The organism is Capnocytophaga gingivalis, assembly GCF_002302415.1.
In the GTDB taxonomy this organism is placed as follows: Bacteria; Bacteroidota; Bacteroidia; order Flavobacteriales; family Flavobacteriaceae; genus Capnocytophaga; species Capnocytophaga gingivalis.
Genome location: NZ_CP022386.1, coordinates 1113445 through 1133994, shown reverse-complemented (window position 1 = coordinate 1133994; position 20550 = coordinate 1113445). Strand labels below are relative to the sequence as shown.

The 20550-nt window shown below is 44.1% G+C and carries 13 protein-coding genes; 10 read left to right on the top strand and 3 right to left on the bottom strand.

Annotation, left to right across the window (positions count from 1 at the left end; translation table 11 throughout):
* The first annotated feature begins 45 nt into the window (after positions 1–45).
* The 9 genes from CGC50_RS05210 to CGC50_RS05170 all read left to right on the top strand — a co-directional run bounded on the left by CGC50_RS05210 (position 46) and on the right by CGC50_RS05170 (position 12470).
* Positions 46–4422, top strand: a complete 4377-nt coding sequence (locus CGC50_RS05210) for a translocation/assembly module TamB (protein WP_095909972.1) — start codon at positions 46–48, stop codon at positions 4420–4422.
* Complete coding sequence (gene prmC / locus CGC50_RS05205) at positions 4422–5267, top strand: peptide chain release factor N(5)-glutamine methyltransferase (protein ID WP_095909971.1); 846 nt, start codon at positions 4422–4424, stop codon at positions 5265–5267. Before CGC50_RS05210 ends, prmC begins: the two co-directional genes overlap by 1 nt.
* A gap of 313 nt (positions 5268–5580) precedes the next feature.
* Positions 5581–6696: a hypothetical protein gene (locus CGC50_RS05200; RefSeq protein WP_095909970.1), complete on the top strand. Its 1116-nt coding sequence runs from the start codon at positions 5581–5583 to the stop codon at positions 6694–6696.
* Positions 6697–6720: 24 nt separating this feature from the next.
* Complete coding sequence (locus CGC50_RS05195) at positions 6721–7797, top strand: AI-2E family transporter (RefSeq protein WP_095909969.1); 1077 nt, start codon at positions 6721–6723, stop codon at positions 7795–7797.
* Between the two features lies 1 nt (position 7798).
* Positions 7799–8992: a THUMP-like domain-containing protein gene (locus tag CGC50_RS05190; RefSeq protein WP_095909968.1), complete on the top strand. Its 1194-nt coding sequence runs from the start codon at positions 7799–7801 to the stop codon at positions 8990–8992.
* Positions 8993–9023: 31 nt separating this feature from the next.
* Entirely contained in the window at positions 9024–10277 is a 1254-nt protein-coding gene (locus CGC50_RS05185) for an ABC transporter permease (RefSeq protein ID WP_002669158.1), read from the top strand.
* Positions 10278–10292: 15 nt separating this feature from the next.
* Positions 10293–10958, top strand: coding sequence for a M15 family metallopeptidase (locus CGC50_RS05180; protein ID WP_095909967.1), 666 nt, complete (start codon positions 10293–10295; stop codon positions 10956–10958).
* A 102-nt stretch (positions 10959–11060) separates the two neighbouring features.
* Positions 11061–11837, top strand: a complete 777-nt coding sequence (locus tag CGC50_RS05175; protein WP_095909966.1) for an OmpH family outer membrane protein — start codon at positions 11061–11063, stop codon at positions 11835–11837.
* Between the two features lie 99 nt (positions 11838–11936).
* On the top strand, positions 11937–12470 hold the full coding sequence (locus CGC50_RS05170; RefSeq protein ID WP_095909965.1) for an OmpH family outer membrane protein: 534 nt from the start codon (positions 11937–11939) through the stop codon (positions 12468–12470).
* A gap of 284 nt (positions 12471–12754) precedes the next feature.
* Here CGC50_RS05170 and CGC50_RS05165 read toward each other — a convergent pair whose 3' ends face one another.
* The 3 genes from CGC50_RS05165 to glgP form a co-directional block, all read right to left on the bottom strand.
* Positions 12755–13435, bottom strand: coding sequence for a DedA family protein (locus CGC50_RS05165; RefSeq protein ID WP_095909964.1), 681 nt, complete (start codon positions 13433–13435; stop codon positions 12755–12757).
* A gap of 15 nt (positions 13436–13450) precedes the next feature.
* Positions 13451–14845, bottom strand: coding sequence for a tetratricopeptide repeat protein (locus CGC50_RS05160; RefSeq protein WP_095909963.1), 1395 nt, complete (start codon positions 14843–14845; stop codon positions 13451–13453).
* A 419-nt stretch (positions 14846–15264) separates the two neighbouring features.
* Positions 15265–19455 (bottom strand): alpha-glucan family phosphorylase, encoded by a 4191-nt coding sequence (glgP, locus tag CGC50_RS05155; protein WP_095909962.1) that lies wholly within the window; start codon positions 19453–19455, stop codon positions 15265–15267.
* A 265-nt stretch (positions 19456–19720) separates the two neighbouring features.
* Here glgP and CGC50_RS05150 point away from each other — a divergent pair, with 265 nt between their 5' ends.
* Positions 19721–20545, top strand: coding sequence for a metallophosphoesterase (locus CGC50_RS05150; RefSeq protein WP_095909961.1), 825 nt, complete (start codon positions 19721–19723; stop codon positions 20543–20545).
* Positions 20546–20550: the final 5 nt, after the last annotated feature.

Sequence of the window (20550 nt, the reverse complement as noted above, 5' to 3'; positions counted from 1 at the left end):
CCCAATTTTATACATTAGCTAACCTCTCTAAAATAAGCACACAAGGTGATAGGCAAGATATTCCGTATACTTAAAACGATTATAAAAATAGGAATCTATACGCTTATTTTTATATTCCTCGCCCTGATGATTCCAGCGGTACAAACCAAGTTGGCCTCATGGGTAATGGAGCGTATCAACACGGACTACAATGTCAATATACATATAGATAAGGTATCCATCAGCCTTACGGGCATGGTAGGGCTCGATGGGGTACTTATCCGCGACCATCATCAGGATACCTTGATCGCAGCTCAGAGTATCCGCACCCCACTGCTCGACCTCAAAGCGGCGATGGATGGCAATCTGATCTTCTCTCATATCGAGACCAATGAGCTCTTCTTGAATATGAAGACTCACAAAGGGGATACCCTGACCAATCTGGATGTGTTCGTCTCTCGCTTTGATAGTGGTACACCTCGTAGCAAGGATCCCTTTGTCATGCGAGCCAATACCATCAAGCTTCGCGATACGCATTTTCGTGTAAGTGATTACAATATCGCACAGGGGGAAAACCCTATACAGACGGATATAAAACATATCGCTGGAACAATTGTGGATTTCGATATTGTGGATTCCGAAGTGAAGTTCCAGATGAAGAAGGGTTCACTGCTCTTTGACAATCACCTGAAGGTGGAAGAGCTTGAAACCTATTTCCAATATACGGATTCTTTGATTTTTCTGGATCGGGTGAATATCCGTACTCCCTCCACTCATATAGATGCTGATTTGGCTTTTGAGCCTTATAATAATAGCTTTGCCGACTTCCTCAACAAGATTACTGTCCGCGCAGAGCTTAGAAGTTCCTTCATAGGAACTGATGATATCAACGGATTCTATAATGGCTTTGGTAAGGGGAAAACTCTTGAGGTAGAGGGGAAGTTCTCCGGAACACTGAACAACCTCTCTATCAAGGAAGTACATCTATATCATGCCAATACAAACATAGAGGGACAGGATATCCTTCTCAGGAATGCTTTTTCTTCGGACAAGGATTTTGTCTTCTGGGGGGATTTCTCCCATTTCTCCACCTCTTACTCGGATCTGGTAGGGCTTATGCCCGAGCTCATCGGCGAGAGTCTTCCCAAAGAACTCCGCGATTTTGGCCTTCTCGAGGGACAAACGGAGCTGACCTATACTACCCAAGACCTTCTATTGGATGCCGATGTCTTTACCCAAAAAGGAGACTTTATTCTCAGTGGCTCTTTCTACGGACTGAAGGACTTGAATAAGACTACCTACAAAGGTACTATCGATACTTATCAGTTACAGCTGGGTAACCTACTTGAAGTCAAAGACTTAGGAAAGCTCTCAGCGGGCTTACAGTTTGTAGGTACAGGATTGAGCCTTAAGAAGTTACAAAAATTATCTCTGCATGGGAATGTCAGGGAGGTTTCCTATAAGGATTACCTATATAAGGATATCAAGCTTGATGCAGAGTATTTCAACAAAAAGATCAAGGCAACGGCATCTATAGGGGATGACAACCTACAGATGGACTTCAAGGGAATGGCGGATATCACCTCCTCCCAGCGCTCGAACTATATGCTCTCTGGTCAGATGAAGTATATAGACCTGAAGGCTTTGGGCTTGGTAAAGAAGGATTCTATTGCCAAGGTAAAAGGGGAAATCGATTTGGACATTACTGGAAATACGATAGATAACATGGTGGGGAAGGTGGTGCTCAAGAATGCTTCTTACCAGAAAAATTCACAGACGTATGACTTTGCCGACTTTGCTATCAATATAGAGAAGGATACCACCAGCCTTAGAACCATTACCTTGGAGTCCTCGGATATTATTTCGGGTAAGGTGCAAGGCGAATTTAAATTTGCCGAAATAGGGAAGGTCTTGGTCAATACCTTGGCTTATGGGTTTGAGAACTATAAGCCTTTCAAGGTCATGCAGGGACAGTACCTCACCTTTGATTTCAAGATATATAACAAAATCATTGAGATATTCTTCCCTGAGCTTTCTTTTGCTCCGAATACCTTTATCCGAGGGAAATTGGTGGGCGATGACTATGATTTCAAGCTCAATTTCCGTTCGCCTTATATCAATATCTCGGATTATTCTCTTCGTGGGGTCAATCTTGAGTATGACAAGAAGAACCCTGTCTATAGGTCTCTGATCCAGATGTCTTCCATCCAGAATCCTTACTATAAGATATCTGATCTGAATGTACTGAATACCTCCGTGAACGATACCCTTTTCTTCCAAACGGAATTCAAGGGGGGCAAGAATTCCGAGGATGACTATACCATCAAGCTCTATCACACCATCAATGAGCGTAGGGAGTCGGTGATCGGGATGAAGCACTCCACAATCTATTTCAAGGGGAACGAATGGGCTTTTGATCAGCGTAGTGAAAACCAATTGCGCATCAATCGCAAGCTCGATTCTATCACTATACGCCCCTTTACCCTCCATCATAAGGATGAGTCTATTACCTTCAACGGGATGGCCTCCAAGCATAACAATTACAAAGACCTCCACTTGGTTTTTGATAAGGTGGATATCAATAAGATAATTCCTGCTATAGACAACTTAGACTTGGCAGGAGTGCTCAATGGTCACCTCTCCCTCATGCAGGATAGAAACAAATACACTCCCGAGGCGGATCTGACCCTCAAGAGCTTTATGCTCAACAAGTACGAGATGGGAGACCTACAAGCCAATATCTCCGGTAACGAAGACCTTACCTCCTTCAAGACGAAACTGGAGTTCCTCAATGGCTTGGGTGAGGGACTACTGGCACAAGGGAATATATTTATCAAGGATGCCAATACGTACTTGGACTTGCGTGCCACCCTTACCAAGCTTAACCTCAAGCCTTTCGGGCCTTTTATGCAGGATATACTCTCCAACCTTCGGGGGGCACTCTCCGGAGAGGCTCAGATCACAGGCGAGGTTTCCAAGCCTAAGGTGGAAGGGGTGCTACAGCTCTCCCAGGCTGGACTTGGAGTCCCTTATCTGAATATAGATATGGAGCTCTCGGACAATGCACAAATCTTTCTGGAGGATAACAAATTTATTTTCAAAGATATAACCCTTACCGATACAGCTTATAAGACCAAGGCTCTTTTCAATGGGCTTATCTCACACCGTCGCTTTACCGACTGGTACTTGGATCTGAAGTTTGACACCCAGAATAAGCGCTTTCTGGCTCTGAACACCTCGGCCAAGGACAATGATCTTTTCTATGGAACAGGTTTTATCGTAGGTAAGGCGAATATCATTGGGGATGTCAATGCGCTGACAATCAATGTCAATGCTGTAACTGGAGAAGGTACTAAGTTCAAGATTCCACTGAGTGATACCCAGACAGTGGGCGATGACTCCTTTATCACCTTTGTCTCCAAGGAAAAGAGTAAAAAGAATCTCGTGGTCAAGACCTACCAAGGTCTGGAGCTACACTTCGAGGTCGATATCCTTCCTTCGGCCGAGGTGGAGATTATCGTGGATCCTAAGAACAACTCCAGTCTCATAGGTCGTGGGGCGGGAACACTGCTGATGGAGATCAATACCAATGGCAAGTTCAATATGTGGGGGGACTTTATCACTACCTCAGGGGAGTATAACTTCAAGTACGAAGGACTCATCGATAAGAAATTCAAGGTGTTGCCCAATGGGTCTATCTCTTGGAATGGCGACCCTATGGGAGCGACCCTACAAAACCTCAGGGCTGCCTATACCCTCTATGCGAACCCTTCCGTCTTGCTCAACTCTTCTCAGTACAACCGAAAGATACAGACTCAGGTGATTATCAACCTACAAGGGGACTTAGCGCATCCTGAAACGGTCTTTGACCTGAAATTTCCCGATAGTAGCCCAAGCTTGGTTTCTGAGCTGAACTACCGCTTGGAGAGCTCTGACAAAAAGCAATTGCAGGCATTCTCCCTCTTGGCACAAGGTAACTTCCTGAGCGATGCCGCAGCAGGGGAGAAGCTCTTGGCTTACAATATGCTTGAGACCGCAGCAGGAATCTTTAACCAACTCCTCTCAAGTGAGGATGATAAGCTCAACCTTGGGGTGAGCTATGAGGCAGGTACGATAGACCCCAACCGTGCTTACAACAGTGCTGACCGCTTAGGAATCACTGTATCCACTCAGATTACCGATCGTGTCCTCTTCAATGGTAAGTTGGGAATCCCTGTAGGAGGGGTCACCCAGACAGCTGTAGCAGGAGACTTTGAGGTACAGTTCCTCCTAACGAAGGACGGCCGACTCAGTGCTAAGATATTCAACCGAGAAAACGAACTCCAGCAGTATCTCATCGATAAGATAGACTACTCCCAAGGGGTCGGACTCACTTACAAGGTCGATTTCGATACCTTCAAGCAGCTCATTCGTGATATTTTTACTAAAGCAAAGAAAAAATAATGACGGTAGGTGACTTCAAACGATATTTCGTTCAGCATTTTCTTAGTTATGATATGGCTGAGCGCACAAGTATCCTCTCTATAATCATGGAAGAGACTTTGGGAATGAATCAAGTAGAAGCAATCCTATATCATGACCAAGAAATCGCCCAAGAAAAAAAGATGGAGCTTCAGCGGGTATGCCAAGAGCTAAGCAAGAATATCCCTATACAATATATCTACCAGAAGGCACATTTCTTAGGGCTCTCTCTCTATGTAGACTCGAGGGTACTCATCCCTCGACAAGAGACAGAAGAACTGGTGGACTGGATTGTCACCTCCTACATGGCAGCACCGCAGCTGCGTATCTTGGATATAGGCACTGGAAGTGGTGCTATTGCCATTGCTCTAAAAAAACATCTGCCACAGGCCTCCCTGACAGCTATCGACATCAGTGAAGGAGCGCTGGCAGTAGCTCAGCAGAATGCCAAGCGCCATGGAGTGGCCATCACTTTCCTTCAGCAGGATATACTTGGGGTGGAGGATTTGGGGACTTCCTATGATATTATTGTCTCCAACCCTCCCTATGTACGAGAATTAGAGAAAAAAGAGATGCACGCCAATGTCTTAGACTACGAACCCTCCTTGGCACTCTTTGTTCCTGATGACAACCCTTTGCTTTTCTATGAGAAAATAGCAGAGATAGCCGCCCGAAACCTTACAGAAGAGGGGACACTTTACTTTGAGATAAATCAATACTTAGGTCAGCAGACCCTTGAGATGCTCCACAAAAAAGGTTTTAAAGCCCTTCTTAGAAAAGACCTCAATGACAACGACCGAATGATTCGAGCAGGCCGCGCCATATAGGCGAATAAGAGAACCGAGAACGAGATAGGGGACAATAACCAATGAAAGATACCTTCAAGAGGTGTTGTGGCACACTTGTAGGGGCGAATTGCAATTCGCCCTTCCAAGGGGAGACAATTCACTCCCCCAATAGGAGGCAAATTGCCCTGCCGTAGGGGCGAATTGCAATTCGCCCTTCAAAAGAGAGGCAATTCGCCCTTCAAAGGGGCAATTCGCCTTCCATCGCCCCCAATAGAAACCATTCACTCTGGGGACAGCAATAAATCATGGAGGAGATTTTTGAAATAAGACCATAAAAATAAAAGGATATCCTATGAAGATCAAGAAAAATAAACTTTTGATATACCTAAGCTTAGGAGGTCTATTACTTTTGTTTACCCATTGTACCACTTTTGTCTCTGATAATAATATGAGGTGGACAGCCCAATATGACTTTATAGATTTGTACAAAAAAAGAAACAATGGTTTCAATCCTGGCTCAGACAAACAATTAAGTGTGGTATTTTCACCTACCGAAAATATTATTGTCTTAGGAGCACAGAAGGATACACCTGAATTTGATCCCACTGCTACAGAAAAACAAGCCGTACTTTATATCTCAACTGATAGAGGACAATCCTACAAAGAACTCATTCTTGATGGAGATGATGTATATGATGCTGTAGCCTATACGAAGGATAACAGTATCATTTATACCTCTGATTATAAATATGAATATGTATACCTCTTTAATCATAAAACTCTTAAGATAAAGGAAATAGATAAGTATGATAGAAGGAATAAAATCCACTATAGTAATTTTGATGGTCGCTTTTTAAAATGCAAAAGGAATGAAATACGTTTTTTGGTAGATGTATTAACTCAGGATTCTATAAAATCATATGAAATACCTGAGAAATTTACTAATTATCCGTATTACCCTATTCATCAGAATGGAGATATCTTATATTATGATATGATATTAGAACTCCGCACTTATAATGTAGTTACAGGAGAAGATAAGCTCTTTAAACAACTCAAGCATAAGTATGATTATTTTCTTCCAGAAGATTATTCAAACAATAATACGCCTCTTTCTCTACAAAAAGTTGAAAATAAAGAAGATGAAGAAAAGTATGAGAAAACAATTTACGACCTTGAGGAAAACTTTGTCCGTAAGATAACTAAAGAGAATCGTGAAAAGTATTATTTTTATAAGGATTTTATCTGCGATTATACAAACCTTCATAGTCGGGGAAATACCTTGCGTTTTTCTTTTGATAAGGGGAAAACATGGAAAACACACCATATCCCAATGGATGGTTTGTTAGTTTTCAATAAGAATGTAGGTTTTTTTGAGGACAAATACATTATCTTTGAGGGGATTTTCTTTCGTGGAGCTTCTCCTGAGAGTGGAAATAGGATTTTGGTAGGGGAATTTATTAAATAATTTAGGTGACAAAATAAAAATAAAATGACATCGAACACCATTGCACAAGGAATCCTCAAAGCGGTGGGGATTATGGTAGGCATTGTCCTACTGGCTTTAGCTTTGTATAAGCTACAGAACATTATTATCTATATCGTCTTGGCGGCGGTACTAGCCCTCATAGGCAGACCTATGGTAGGCTTCCTAAAGCGCAGGCTCAAGTTCAAAAACACTTGGGCGACAGTCACTGCCATTGCCATCATCATGAGTTTCTTTGCGGGAATTATCAGCCTCTTTGTACCGCTACTTATTTCGCAAGGGAAGAACTTAGCTTCTATTGATTTTAAGGCCTTGAACGATAATGTTCATCGTTTCTTAGATAACCTACTTCATTCCTTAGGCATGGGTAGGATGGAGTCTCAAGTGGCCAATATCCCTGAGTTGCTCAATATGGAGGATATCTCCTCTGTCCTCAATGGCTTTATTGGAGTTATTAGCAATATAGGGATAGGACTTTTCTCTGTCCTTTTCATTGCCTTTTTCTTTATGAAGGATGGTACTGCTATCAGTGAAGGTTTTCTTAGTTTGGTTAAGCCCAAGCGCTTACCTAAGGTACGTGAGACCTTGGAGGACATCAAGACAATTCTCTCCCGCTATTTTGTTGGCTTGTTCTTACAGCTAAGTGTGGTCTTTATCCTGCTTACTATTGTCCTGCTTATCTTTGGGGTCAAGGATGCGCTGATTATTGCTTTTCTCTGTGCGTTGCTCAATCTGATTCCTTACGTGGGACCTATGATAGGTGCGGTGGTCATCTCTGTGCTCACTATCTCCAATTTTATGGATGCCGACTTGCAGAGTGTTATCCTTCCAAAAACCCTCTATGTACTGATAGGTTTCCTCTTTACTCAGTTTATAGATAATGTTTTTAGTCAGCCTATTATATTCTCCAACTCTATGAAATCCAGTCCTTTGGAGATATTTATTGTCACTTTGGTTATTGGTACTCTTTTTGGTATAGCGGGTATGGTTGTGGCTATCCCTGCTTATACAGTACTCAAGGTCATTCTCAAGGCAGTTTTTCCTAACAACAAACTCGTACAGTTGCTTACAGTCAAGATATAACATGCTCAATTACCAATTAGTAACCCCCGAGATACAGGCCTACCTGCAAGAACACCTCTGGGAGGAAGCCCCGAAGTTTGCCCTCAAGAAATCTCCTTTCTCGGGGGTGAGTGCGAGCGAACTCTCGCAGCAGCTCTTAGGTCGCCAGAAAGCCAAGGACAAGCTCCCTCTCTGGCACAGGACCCAGGGGATCTACTATCCTGCCAAGCTCTCCTTGGAGCAGGCCTCGTCCGAGGCTACCGCACGCTACAAAGCCTCTTTGGTCACAGGTCATCTATTAGACGCTACGGGGGGCTTTGGGGTGGATGATTACTTCTTCGCTCAGCACTGCAAAAGTGTCACTCACTGTGAACTACAGGAAGAACTCTCGGAAATAGTGGCTCACAACTTTGCTGTATTGGGGGCTGATATCCACTGTGTAGCACAGGATTCTTATGCTTACTTGGCAAGTGAGGGTAAGCACTATGATGTGATATACTTAGACCCTGCCCGCCGTGATAGCCACAAGCGCAAGGTCTTTTTCTTAGAGGACTGCACCCCCGATGTGCCTCATAGCCTTGATTTTCTTTGGCAATATACGGATACGATTTTGCTCAAAGCTTCTCCCATGCTTGATATTAGTCGGGCACTTACCCAGCTACCCCAAACACATGAGATACATATCGTAGCGATAGAGGGCGAGGTCAAGGAACTCCTTTTCCTGCTGAAAAAGACACCTCTTGCAAGGGAGGTGCAGATCAAGACAGTCAATATGCTGCCTACCCGTACCGATATTTTTAGCTTTTTCCCTTCAGAAATAGACCAAAAGGATATTCCTATGACCCGCGGCTATCTCTGTCGCTACCTCTATGAGCCTAATGCCGCCTTGGTCAAGGGGAAGGGGCTCTTCCCAGTGGGACTTGCTTATGGGTTGGCTTATCTGAACAAGGATTCTCAACTGCTCTTAGGAGAGGAGTATATTCCTGATTTTCCAGGACGAGTCTTCCTCATTGATGAGATTCTCCCCTATGACCGAAAACTCCTCAAGAGTGGCAAGATAGAACAGGCCAATATCACCGTGCGCAATTTTCCGATGAAAGTGGCTGAGATACGCGAGCGCTTTTCCATAGCCGAAGGAGGTAATTGCTATCTGTTTTTTACCTTGGGAGGAATAGGAAATAAGCTCATGATTATTTGTCGCAAACCGTTTGTATAATTGCTAATAAAGTTGTAACTTTGCACGAGTTATGAAACAGTTACGTCTTATCATTTTCCGCGAATACCTCACTAAGGTACGCAATAAATCTTTCTTGCTGATGACCCTGCTTAGTCCATTGGCAGTGGTAGTCTTGTCCTTAGTGATAGGCTACCTCACTCAGGTCAATAGCAACACCAAGCGCCATATACAGGTCTTAGACCTCAGCGGTTCCTTTGTCAAAGCCTTTGAGGCAGATGCAGGGATAACCTACTCCTACACCAGCGAAGGTGATTTGTCCACTCTACAGAAGCAATCACAAAAGCAAGGTGACTATGGGCTCTTGTATATAGATGCACAAGCTACTCATTTTGAGTTCTTTAGCGAAGATACTCCTAGTCCTACTTTCTTGGAAAAAATACAAGGAAAGGTAGAAAAGGCCTTGTTCTTCCGCAACCTACAGCGGGAAAATATAGATCCTTCTCAGATAGATAAAGCACAAGAGCGAGTGAAGATCTCCCTAACCAATTTCTCTGGAGATAAAAGCTCTGAGGCAGCCGGTTGGATCAAGCTCATCTTTGGTAGTATGGCAGGCTATCTGCTGATGATTTTCATCGTAGTGTATGGTAATATGATCATGCGTAGTGTCATTGAGGAGAAGGTCAATCGTATTGTGGAGGTGATTATCTCCTCCGTACCGGCTCGCACCTTGCTTTTGGGCAAGATTATTGGTACCTCGCTGGTGGGCATCACCCAGTTTGCCATCTGGCTGCTCTTGGGTGGGGCACTACTATCCTTTTTGCCATCACTACAGGGCAGTGTACCCGCTACGGCGGATTCCCATATGCTCTCCGATTTTATAACTGAGGTGAACACCCTGCCTTTGGGTAAGCTCTCAGTATGCTTTTTGCTCTACTTCATAGGGGGGTATTTGGTATATAGTGCCTTCTATGCCATGATAGGTGCTGCTGTGGATAACGAAACGGACACTCAGCAGTTCCTCCTTCCGGTGCTGACCCCCTTGATCTTGGCAATCTATGTAGGAATCTTTACTGTAATAGAAGCCCCTCATGGCACTGTATCGGTTATCTTCTCTTATATTCCCTTGACCTCCTCGGTAGTGATGCTCATGCGTATTCCCTTTGGAGTCTCTTGGGGAGAGTTGCTGCTCTCCTTGGGATTGCTCTATGCTTTTTTCTTCCTAAGTATCTGGGTAGCAGCACGTATCTACCGTGTGGGGATTCTCTCCTATGGAAAAAAACCTTCGTATAAGGAATTGTTCAAGTGGTTGCGAATGTCCAACTAATATACTGATTTGTAGATGTTTGTACGTATATCTTTGCTTGTTCTCTGCTCCTTCGTAAGCACTTTCTCTCTTACTGCTCAGAAGAAACAATCCGCCAAGCACCCTTCGATAGAGGATAAGTTTGTCAATATAAAGACCCTATCTCCAGAAATACTCTTGGATATGAAGTATGCTACGGCAGATAATTTCCTCGGACAGGTAGTGTATGATTGTGCGGAGTGTTACCTGAGAAAAGCTACGGCACAGGCCTTGGTAGCAGCACAGAAGGACTTTGTCGCGCGGGGCTATTCCCTTAAGCTCTTTGACTGCTATCGACCGCTTTCGGTACAGAAGAAGATGTGGAAGATACTCCCTGGTACCCACTATGTGGCCAATCCTGCCAAGGGTTCCAAGCACAACCGAGGCGCCGCAGTAGACCTTACCTTGGTTGAGATAGCCACCGGTAAGGAAGTGGATATGGGTACTCCCTTTGATACCTTCTCTCCCAAGGCACACCATAGTTATACCGACCTGCCCAAGGAAGTCTTAGCCCATCGCCAATTGCTCAAGGAGGTTTTGGGAAAGCATAATTTTAAGCCTATCTTTTCCGAGTGGTGGCACTATGAATACCGTCCTGAGATGACCTCCCCCGTGGAAGACCTCGCTTGGCCATGCCCTGATGATAAGCAGTACAATCAATAAAAAAACAGCCAAAAACAACTTAATAAGCATAAATAATTCTTAAATCATTATTATTCGGGAAAAAATGATTAATTTTGGCACGATATTTTATATACCATAATCATGAATATAAAAGCTTTTTTTCTTTCTTTGTCTTTGGTAGCTACCTCGTCCCTATGGGCGCAGAAGGCCACAAGGATTGCCTATGTGGATATGAACTATATCCTCAACAATATGGAGGAATACAAAGTAGCCAGTGAGCAGCTAAGCCAAAAAGTGGCACAATGGGAGAAGGAGATAGAGGAAAAACAGGCAGAAATAGATACACGCAAGCAAAAGTTAGAGGCTGAAAAACCCCTGCTTACCCCCCAGACAGTCAAGGATAGGGAAGAGGAGATTCAGGTACTCGAACAGAACTTGGAGGATTATAAGCAAAAACGCTTTGGAGCTGAAAACGGGGACTATATCACCCAGCGCTGGAAGCTTGTGCAGCCTATTCAGGATCAGGTATTCAACATCACTCAGCAGATAGGAAAAACCAAAAAGTTTGACTATATATTCACCTCCGATGATGCTGCTTCGATCTATGCTGATGAGAAAAATGACATCACTAAGATTGTCCTACGCTTACTCAAGAGAAAGGACAATGCCGAGGATAGAAATAAGGAAATAAGCACTTTGCTCAAGGAAAACCTCAGTTTTGAGTTCAAGGATGAGCGCCAACGCAAGTTAGAAGAACGCCAGCGCGCCCATCAGGAAGCCCTCTCCAAGCGACAAGCCGAGAGAGAGCGTATCAAGCAAAAACAACTCGAAAATAGGCAAAAACGTGAACAAGAACGCCAACAAGCCTTAGAGAAGAAAAGACAACAGAAAGCAGCGGGAGCCAAAAGTGAAAAGTGAAGAATGTAGAGGAGAATTGTAATTCGCCTATGAGTCTTACTGACTCGCTCACGCCACTTTACCTATTTTAAAGAAGTAAATAATTTAACACATAGAAAAATGATAAGAAAAATTAGAAATTGGGTATTGACAGCAGCCTTTGTCCTTGGTGGGACTACAATTGCTATGGCACAAGCCAAAATAGCACACATCGACTCTCAGAAGCTCCTTAAGGAGATGCCTGAGATGAAAACCGCTCAAGCACAATTGCAGAAATTGGAACAATCTTATACCAATGATATCCAAGCCTCTGTGAAGGAATACCAAAAGAAATTGGAGGATTTCCAACGCAAAGTAAATGCTCTTACAGAAGCCCAACTCAAAGAAAAACAAGCTGAGTTAGAAAAAGAACAACGTGCCTTGGAGACTATGCAGAACAACATCCGTCAAGCACAACAAACCGCTTCTGAGGAATACCAAAAGAAAAGCCAAGCCCTCATAGAGCCTATTATGGAAAAAGCGAAAAAAGCAGTACAAAAAGTAGCTAAAACACAAGGCTATCAGTATGTATTGGATTCCGCTGCTGGAGCAGGTGTCATCGTTTCTGATGGAAAAGATCTCTTCAACGATGTGAAAAAAGAATTGGGATTCTAAATAATGCTCAATGATCAGTGATTAATGATCAATTCCATTATTACTCAAAATTATTAATCATTAGAAAAATCCGTATAAGCACTGCTTATACGGATTTTTTTCAGTATATAACTGTAAAATATTATCGAATAACCTTTTAAGACGCAATGAATTGCGTCTCTACCCTAATGTTGGCTAAAACAATTTCAGTTGTTTTGGGTTCTATCGCAGGGGCGAATTGCAATTCGCCTTACTAAAGAAAAGGCTTTTCGGACAGCCTCATTATTACCCCCAACTGCTTGTTATTAATCATTGCTCTCATTGTTTTCTTTACTTGGCATAAAGAGCTTGATGAGGATAGGAGCGGTGGTTATTAGTACGATAAAGAGCACGATGAGCTCCAAGTGTTTCTTGAGGTCTATGCCAAACTGCTCTATAAAGAGCTTGTCCAAGTAGTGCCCCATGAAGACAAGAGAGAAAGACCATGCTACAGCACCTATGATATTGTATACCATGAACTTGCCCCGGCGCATCCCGACAATCCCCGCTACGATAGGGGCAAAGGTGCGTACGATAGGAAGAAAACGCGCCGCAATCACCGCTACAGCTCCGTGTTTTTCATAGAATACATGTGCTTTGAGTAAGTATTTACGCTTGAAGAAGAACGAATCCTTACGCTCATACAATCCATGCCCACTACGCCTGCCGAACCAGTAGCTGACCATATTTCCTATGATGGCTGCCAGGGATATAGAAGAGGCTATGATGGTTGTATCCAAAAGATCACTGCCGGTGATTCCAAAGGTATCCCTCACCATAGGTACTGCATAGATACCCGAAATGAAGAGCAGACTATCCCCAGGAAGGAAAAAGCCTACAAAAAGCCCTGTCTCGGCAAAGATGATAAAAAGAACGAGCCAATAACCTCCTAACTTGATGTAAAATTCCGGATTGACAAGGTCGCTCCAACTCTGAAAGTGTTCCATAGTGTTTTATATTTTTTAGTGTTTGTCAGTGTTCTTTACAATTTCTTTTACAAGGGGACAGAAGGAGAACACCTCTGGATATTTTTTCTCAAAATAAGCAAGCCATTCGCCTCCTTGCTTAAGAGCGGTACCGAGGTAGGTATATTCTTTTTCTTTCTCTCCCAGCATATGGTAGGCGATGCCTATACGATAGTAGGCGCTAACCTCTTGTGGATATAGATGAAGTGTACTCAGCGATAGCATTAGTGCACGTTCGTAGGCTTTCTCCTGAAGCAGTAGGTCAGATAGCTCATTGCGTATCTCCACGGAGTAATCGCCTAAGTCTATCGCTTGGGTATATATCTGTATGGCATCCTCTCGCCTACCTACATGAGCGTATACCTCGGCACAACGGCGTAGGAACGAGGGGTTGTCGCCCTCATTGAGGAGTACCTTGGAGACGTATTTTTCGGCTTTTGTGTAATCGTTCTCCCTTACATAGTAGTCCACCAAGGCCAGCCATGCCTTGCTCGACTGGGGATCCTCATGCACTGCCTTGAAGTAATATTGCTCGGCCATGGCACTCTCTCCTAACTTCTCATAGCAGATACCTATACGTAGGTAAGCAAAAGAAGAAGGATCGTCAAGAGAAAGGGTAATCTTGTAGTTTTCAATAGCTTGCTTGTAGTCCTTGAGCAGTTCCAGTACCTTTCCTTTCTCGAAATAGGCTCCAGTGAAAGTATCGTCGCTGATGATGGCAAAGTCGAACGCTCGGAGGGCTTCCTGCAGGTTGTTCTGCACCATATACTGCTTGCCTAAGCTATGCCATGCTACCTCACAATAAGGATTTTCGTCAAGGAAGGCTGTGAGAAAAGCAATGGCTTGCTCATCTTCCTTGAGGAAGTCAAAACAGTGAAGCAACTGCTGGAGGGAAAAGTAGTCCTCAGGGTCTTTAGCTAAGCATTTTTTGAAGTATTTCTTAGCCAAGGCATATTCCTCCATGTACATATACTCCATTGCGATAAGGGAGTGTATGTCAGATAGCTCCTCTGATAGAGAGGCAGCATACTTGAGGAGCTCTATAGCCTTGATATGGTCATTTTTTTTAGAATATAGGTTAGCCCGCTGTACATGTATCTCGGCATTGTACGGCTCTTCGCGAAGGATATCGTCGAGAATCTCCCCTGCTTGTTGTAGATTATCCTCATAGATGAGTATTTCCACTTGCAGCAAGCGTAAAGCAGAAGCTGTAGGGTATTGGCTCAGTGCTACCTCTAAGGCCTGTTTTGCCTTGGCATACTTAGCATATTCTAAATAATATAAGATAATATCTTCATACTGGTAACTGTCAAAAAAAATTGTCTCGTGCTCCAGAAGCATCTTTTCATAGCGCGTGACAGCCTCCCGAAGGTCATCATTCTTGGAAAACATCGTCTTTTTATAAGTAATTAAAAACAATAATCAATTGTATTTCAATACATTACAAATGATTGAATTTGTGTTTTTTCAGGGAGCTAAAGTACAACTTTTTGGCTTATATACCACAGGATTGGTTATAACTTTTCATTTTGTTGATAACTTGTTAGTGAGCAGTGAACAGTGGTCGGTGAACAGAGAGCAGAGGTCAGTGAGCAGTGAACAGAGGTCGCCTCATATAGGCATGAGAATTTTTGCGTCCTGTGGTAGGGGCGATTTGCAAATCGCCCTATGCTAGTGCATGAGACAGTGAGCAGAGGTCAGTGAGCAGTGAGCAGAGGTCAGTGAACAGTAAGCAAAAAAATGACTAGTGACTAATCCGTTATGGTTAGTCACTAGTCATTAATCATTAATCATTAAACATTAATCATTATTTAGAGCCACTTCACCAGAGCAAAGTCTTGTCGGTGAGGGAGGAGTTCATGCTTGGGGTATAGGCGTAGAGCAATCATGAATAAGCCAGCATCTTCCGTGGAGGTGGAGAGCTTATAGGAAGCCACACGACCAGAGAAGGATATCAGTTCTGCTTGTATCAGTTGGGTTACCTTCAGCTGTCCCTCTTCTTTGCAAGTGACCACCAGTTCTAAGCCCACATCCTCAGGGGTAAGTTCTCCAAGGTAGAGGTCGATCGTAGCCTCATAGATATTGCCCAAGGAGATAAGCTCACGATCACGCTTAGGAGCTACCACCTTTTCTACGCGCAATTCAGGCCACTCATGCGCCACCCGCTTCTTCCACTGGGAGAGTTCGATTGCCTTCTCAAAACCATTGGCTCTGAGCAGTGCCGAACGTTTTTGCTGAGGGTAGTAGTACTGCCTTTCGTAGTCGGAGAGCATACGATAGGTAGTGAACTGAGGTGCTACCTTGCCAATGGTATTCTTGATAAAGTTGCACCATTGTATGGAGATACCATTACTGTCCTTGTTATAGTAAGCAGGAGCTATTTGGTCTTCTATGATATTGTATATCAGCTCGGCATCCAATTCGTCTTGGTACTGCTGGTTTTCGTAAGTACGTTTTTGAGGGAGCATCCAGCCGGCATCCTCGCGATAGCCCTCTACCCACCAGCCGTCCAATACACTGAAGTGCATTACCCCGTTCATAGCAGCTTTTTCCCCACTGGTACCAGAGGCTTCCAGAGGGCGTGTAGGAGTATTCATCCATACATCCACCCCTTGGATAAGCGCACGCGCCAAGTCCATATCGTAGTTGGAGAGGAAGATAATTTTGCCTAAGAAGCGTGGTTGTTTGGATATCTCTACAATGTGCTTAATCAGGTCTTGTCCAGCCTTATCCGCAGGATGCGCCTTGCCGGCAAAGATAAACTGTACTGGACGATCGGGGTTGTTCACGATGGCATCCAATCGGTCAAGGTTGGTAAAGAGCAGGTGGGCACGCTTATAAGTGGCGAAACGACGGGCAAAACCAATGGTAAGCACATCATCACGCAGGGTATCGGATACCTCGACAATCTCACGTGGCGTGAAGTAAGTGATGTTCAGGGTCTCTTTCAGATTGTTCTTGATGCGCCCCACGAGTTTGGTACGGAGTTCCTGCTGTATGTGTGCGATCTTCTCATCAGGTACATTGTAGATACCCTCAAAAGAAGCGGCGGTATAGGCTCCCCCTTCTTTCTTGAAATATTTTTGTTCTACTTCCTTCCATAGAGGGGCTGTCCAAGTAGGGCGGTGTACCCCATTGGTTACATAGCTAATGTGCAGCTCCTCAGGGAAATAACCTTTCCACATATCCTTGAAGATTTCACGACTCACCTCGCCATGGAGCATACTTACCCCATTGACCTCCTGAGAGAGGTTCGCTGCCAAGAAGCTCATAGAGAATTTCTCATGAGGATCAGAGACATTTATTTTACCTAAGGCGAGAATCTGTTGCCAATCCACATGCAACTTCTCTGCATAGTCGCCTATGAAAGCACGGAGCATACCTTCCTCGAAGGCATCGTGCCCTGCGGGTACTGGTGTATGAGTGGTAAAGAGTGATGAAGCACGTACTACCTCTATCGCTTCGGAGAAGGAGAGGTGGAACTCGTTGATAAACTTGTTCAGGCGTTCCAAGCCAATCAAGGCGGCATGTCCCTCATTGCAATGATAAATGTCGTAGCTTACCCCTAAGCTGCGGAGTACCTTGATACCCCCTAAGCCCAAGAGCATTTCCTGCTTGAGGCGGTTTTCCCAGTTTCCACCATATAAATGGTGAGTGATGGTGCGGTCTTCTTCGCTATTGTCTTCGAAATCCGCATCCAACAGATATAGTTCAATACGTCCTACATCGACCCGCCACACCCGTGCATAGAGGGTGCGCCCTGGTAGGTCTAAGGAGATTTTCAGCCATTTGCCCTCGCTATCAGTAACTGGGGAAACAGGGATTTTGGTAAAGTCCTGTGCTTCGTACTCGGATTCTTGGTGCCCAAAGGCAGATATTTTTTGGGTAAAATACCCATAACGGTACAGCAAGCCCACTCCAGTAATCTTGGTGGCCTTGTCACTGGCTTCCTTGAGGTAGTCTCCTGCCAAGATACCCAAGCCCCCTGAATAGATTTTCAGAGAGGAGTGCAAGCCAAATTCCATACTAAAGTAAGCGATGGAAGGGCTAATCATTTCCTTCTTCTTTTCCATATAAGTAAGGAAGTCCGCATATACCTTGTGTAGGCGTGCCATGAATTGAGTATCATTCTCAAGCGCCTTGAACTGACTCACCGAAATAGAGTCCAGAAGCAGGATAGGATTCTTGTGCACTCGGTGCCACTCCTCGGGGTCTATACTCTTGAAGAGCTGTTCGGCCTCTTCATTCCATGACCACCATAGGTTTTTGGCCATTTCCTCAAGAGCTTTGAACTTTTCCGGAGTAGAACGGTGTACGATGACACTTCGCCAGAAAGGTGTATTGATTTGTTGGGACTGTTCCCAGTAGCGCGAAGCCTCAGTATCGGCAATAGGTCTATTCTGTAGGCGAGGTTGCATACGCTCAAGGGTAAGGGTGTAAGCCTCTTGATAGTAAGCGAAGAACTTATCCCAGAGAGCTGCCTTGCCTATCTGTTGGGCATCCTCCCAAAGCGCCTCGTAAGCGGTAGGGGAGAGCCCTGCTATTTTTTCTATCTGGCGGGTAACCCCTTCGACTACCTCCACATAGTTATTGTCGTCCCTATTGAGCACCCTTAGGGCAAGGTTTTCATTAGGAAAATGTCCCAAAGCCCAAGAACCGAAGCCTGCCAAAGAAGTAGTGACAGTAGGCACTCCTAAGCACAGACTCTCCAAGGGAGTGTAGCCCCAAGGCTCATAGTACGAAGGAAATACACTAAGATCAATCCCTGTCAGTAGGTCATAGTAAGGAAGGTTGAACACCCCATCACTACCCAAGAGGTAGCTCGGACAGAACACTACCTTGACCTTGTCCTCTACATGGTTGAAGAGCTGTGCCTCCTTGAGCTTGGAGAAAATAGTATTGTGAAATTCGTTCTTAACCAAATGGGTGGTATAAGGCTGAGAAATGGTATTAACCCCTTCATAATCAGAAGGAATGAGGATAAAAGCCACTATTTCACGGGGAAGTGTAGCCTTCTTGTTGATTTGCTCTAAAGTATCGATAAATACATCTATTCCTTTGTTTCTGAATTCATTACGTCCGCTGATGGCTACAAAGAAAGGTTTTTCCTCGAAAGTAGTTCCGGTAACTTTTTCAGCCACCTCCCAGAGCTTTCCAGAAGCGCGTTTGTGTCGTTCTAAATAGCTGGTTCTGTCCATGATATGAGATTCATCGAAGCCATTGGGGGTGATCACTTCAGGGTTGCGAGATAGGAAGTGGTTGCATTCGCGGGCAGTGATGTCACTCACCGTGGTGAATATATCAGCTCCAGCAGCGGCTTTTTGTTCTAAGAAGTGCTTATGCTGTACAGAGAAGCGGTAAGCGAGCTCCTCAGGCTTGTATTCCTCCAAGTAGTTGTATAGCGCCCAGCCATTGCCGGCTATGCTGCGCCCCAATACAGTGGCATGGGTGGTGAAGATAGTTCCCACCTCAGGGAGCGCTTCCTTAAGATATAGTAAGCCTGTACCTGTCATCCACTCATGAAAATGCGCAATGACACGTTCACGAGCCCCTACTTGAAAGTGGACAAAACTCTCGATGACCTTACCTACGGCATAGCCAAAGAGTACCGACTCGGTATAATCCCAAGAAGCATCCAAGGAATCCAGCTGTTGGGTATTCCAAAAGTAGGTAAGAATCTCATTTTTTTCACTGATATAATGGGAGAAATCCACCAAGATAGCAATAGGCTTTCCCTTGATATTCCAATACCCCGTACGTACACGCAAGCCCTCCTGTTGCGCCCTATTGAGCCAAGAAGGAAAGAGAGAGGTATCTTCGACAAATTCAGGGTTTTCCTTGCGTAGCCACAGGTCAGGACCTATGGTGATATACTTTTGGGCAAACTGTTCCTTGAGGATTGTTGCCCTGGTGGCCAATACCGTATGTATGCCCCCTATCTTGTTGCAGACCTCCCAACTAACCTCAAAGAGGTAGTTAGGACTTGTTGTTTCTCCTTTCATTATTGCAGTTTTTTAATATCCCGCAAATATAATGAATAATCCCCAAAAAAGAAATATAAAACACTACTTTTTATTAACAACAAACCTGTTATTCTGTAAATAATTGACTATCAATATATAGTTATCAGTGGTCGGTTGTCAGTGAGCATTGAACATTAATCATTCAAAATTATTCATTAAGGTGGTCGTAGTTTGTCCACTATTTTTCATATCTTTGCCATAAAATGATAAACATAATCTAATTCCTTAAACTCCTAACACCTTCATGAAAATACAATACTTTTCCGACTTACATCTTGAATTTCAAGACAATCTCAACTGGATTGACAACAACACCATAGAGCGGGTGGGCGATGTCCTAATCATTGCAGGGGACTTGTGCCCCTTTGTGAAGCTATCTAACATAATGTATAAGAGCGAGATAGCAGACCTATGCAAGGGCTACAAAAAAGTATTTTGGATTCCTGGTAACCACGAGTACTATATCTTTACCCACTCCTACGCTGCTACTCGCTACGAACAACCTATAAAGGAGATACGAAATCTCTTTTTGGTGGACAACTATACCGAGCGTATCGGTCGTACTCAGCTGATCCTATGTACGATGTGGAGTCATATCAGTACGAAGAATGCCGCCAAAATCAAGCATGGTATGAGCGACTTTCACTATATCACCGTGCAGAACCCCGAAAAGGGAGAGGAGATAGACTCCCTACAGGTCGCTGACTTTAACGCTTTCAACAAAACAGCGGTTAAGTTCCTCAAAAAAGCCGTCAAAGCAGCTACTCAAGCAAAAAAGGCTGGAGAGATAGACCATATCATTGTAGCTACCCACTACGTCCCTACCCTCAAGTACTACCCTGAGATGTATTTGGGCAGCGTACTGAACGATGCCTTTGTCCTTGACCTAACCGATTTCATAGAAAAAAGCGCCATCGACTATTGGATTTATGGGCATCATCACTTCAACCAACCTGATTTCAGGCTTGGCAAGACCATACTAACCACTAACCAACTCGGCTATGTGATGCGAGAGGAACACGAGGGGTTTGAGTGGGGAAAATATATAGAAGTGAAGAATGAAGAATGAAAAGT

What these genes read in the sequence shown, in the direction of transcription:
- CGC50_RS05160 (WP_095909963.1), bottom strand. Translation starts at nt 14,845, where the DNA reads ATGTTTTCCAAGAATGATGACCTTCGGGAGGCTGTCACGCGCTATGAA.
- CGC50_RS05150 (WP_095909961.1), top strand. Translation starts at nt 19,721, where the DNA reads ATGAAAATACAATACTTTTCCGACTTACATCTTGAATTTCAAGACAAT.
- CGC50_RS05200 (WP_095909970.1), top strand. Translation starts at nt 5,581, where the DNA reads ATGAAGATCAAGAAAAATAAACTTTTGATATACCTAAGCTTAGGAGGT.
- CGC50_RS05180 (WP_095909967.1), top strand. Translation starts at nt 10,293, where the DNA reads ATGTTTGTACGTATATCTTTGCTTGTTCTCTGCTCCTTCGTAAGCACT.
- CGC50_RS05185 (WP_002669158.1), top strand. Translation starts at nt 9,024, where the DNA reads ATGAAACAGTTACGTCTTATCATTTTCCGCGAATACCTCACTAAGGTA.
- CGC50_RS05190 (WP_095909968.1), top strand. Translation starts at nt 7,799, where the DNA reads ATGCTCAATTACCAATTAGTAACCCCCGAGATACAGGCCTACCTGCAA.
- CGC50_RS05170 (WP_095909965.1), top strand. Translation starts at nt 11,937, where the DNA reads ATGATAAGAAAAATTAGAAATTGGGTATTGACAGCAGCCTTTGTCCTT.
- CGC50_RS05175 (WP_095909966.1), top strand. Translation starts at nt 11,061, where the DNA reads ATGAATATAAAAGCTTTTTTTCTTTCTTTGTCTTTGGTAGCTACCTCG.
- prmC (WP_095909971.1), top strand. Translation starts at nt 4,422, where the DNA reads ATGACGGTAGGTGACTTCAAACGATATTTCGTTCAGCATTTTCTTAGT.
- CGC50_RS05195 (WP_095909969.1), top strand. Translation starts at nt 6,721, where the DNA reads ATGACATCGAACACCATTGCACAAGGAATCCTCAAAGCGGTGGGGATT.
- CGC50_RS05165 (WP_095909964.1), bottom strand. Translation starts at nt 13,435, where the DNA reads ATGGAACACTTTCAGAGTTGGAGCGACCTTGTCAATCCGGAATTTTAC.
- glgP (WP_095909962.1), bottom strand. Translation starts at nt 19,455, where the DNA reads ATGAAAGGAGAAACAACAAGTCCTAACTACCTCTTTGAGGTTAGTTGG.